A 1,113-nucleotide genomic window follows, 5' to 3' on the forward strand; every position below is an offset into this window, starting at 1 on the left:
TCTTAAATTGAAGTCCGTTTTTCACGAAAATGTTTATCTTTAACAGAAATTAATTCGTTCGCTGGCTTCGCTTCTGCTCCAAGCCGCCCAACGTTGGTGGCAAGTTAATCCGAACGAAACGCAAAAAACAATATTATGGCAATAAGAAAAAGTAAAGAAGAAAATTTTGAAGTAAACGGAACTTTGGAAGATTTAAAGGCAAAAGTTGAAAATGCTCTTAAAAAAGGAGAATTTACTTCAATTAATACAAATAGTGTATTGAACCAAATCACAGCAAATTATAAAAAACTGACAGTTTGGGGCGAAATCAGTATCACTTTAACTGAAAGTGGAGAAAAAGTAAAAATTAATGCTGTTTCAACTGCAAATTCTGACAATATCTTTGCATTATTTAATAGTCCAAATAAAGTAATACTTGATAATTTTAAAAATAACTTATAATTCAAAAAGATGTTTGACGAATTAACTAAATATAAAAATAACAACCATTTTTTCTTTAAACCAACTGACAAATTAAGAGAAGTTTGTAATGCACCAACTGACAAAAGTGGAGTTTATTTAATTTACGCATTAAAAAACGGAAAAATTGAACTTGTTTATATTGGTCGTTCAGGCGAAATAAAACAAGATGGAACTTTATTTGTTAGAAAAGCAGGAATTGGAGGTATAAAAGATAGATTAGTAAACGGAAAACAATTTGGACAACCAAGAAGAAATTCGTGGAAAACCGTTATGGAATTTGAAAAAATTGAAGCTTTAGACATTTATTGGTATGTAACTCACGACGAAAAATACATAGATTGTCCGAAAGTAATCGAAAATAAAATTTTACATAAACATTTAGAAATTTATGGTAAAATACCAAGATGGAATAATGAAATTTAAATATAACCAGCCACCAACATCGGTTTTGCGATATGGCGGGTTACGTGCTTTTTTTGAAACGAAAGTGCTTAATCAAAGTTCAGGAATTTTTAGTAACTTCGGTGCTGAAAATCCGCCACATCGCAAAGCCGAGAAACGTTGCCTGCTATACGCGGAAAAATTCCGGAAGAAATTTTTCCTGGTTTATTAAAGAAAAAATTATGAATGTTTCAACTTCGTGGTTTTTTC

The 1,113-nt window shown here is 30.8% G+C and carries 2 protein-coding genes; both read left to right on the forward strand.

Annotated elements, in window-relative coordinates; genetic code table 11:
* The first annotated feature begins 135 nt into the window (after nt 1–135).
* Nucleotides 136–441, forward strand: coding sequence for a hypothetical protein (locus Q361_RS13605; protein WP_103727259.1), 306 nt, complete (start codon nt 136–138; stop codon nt 439–441).
* Between the two features lie 9 nt (nt 442–450).
* Nucleotides 451–885, forward strand: coding sequence for a hypothetical protein (locus Q361_RS13610; protein ID WP_103727260.1), 435 nt, complete (start codon nt 451–453; stop codon nt 883–885).
* Nucleotides 886–1,113 lie beyond the last annotated feature (228 nt).

The sequence above is a fragment of the Flavobacterium croceum DSM 17960 genome (assembly GCF_002917885.1).
In the GTDB taxonomy this organism is placed as follows: Bacteria; Bacteroidota; Bacteroidia; order Flavobacteriales; family Flavobacteriaceae; genus Flavobacterium; species Flavobacterium croceum.

Excerpts from the sequence above, each read along its gene's own strand:
- Q361_RS13605 (WP_103727259.1), top strand. The coding sequence starts at position 136 with ATGGCAATAAGAAAAAGTAAAGAAGAAAATTTTGAAGTAAACGGAACT.
- Q361_RS13610 (WP_103727260.1), top strand. The coding sequence starts at position 451 with ATGTTTGACGAATTAACTAAATATAAAAATAACAACCATTTTTTCTTT.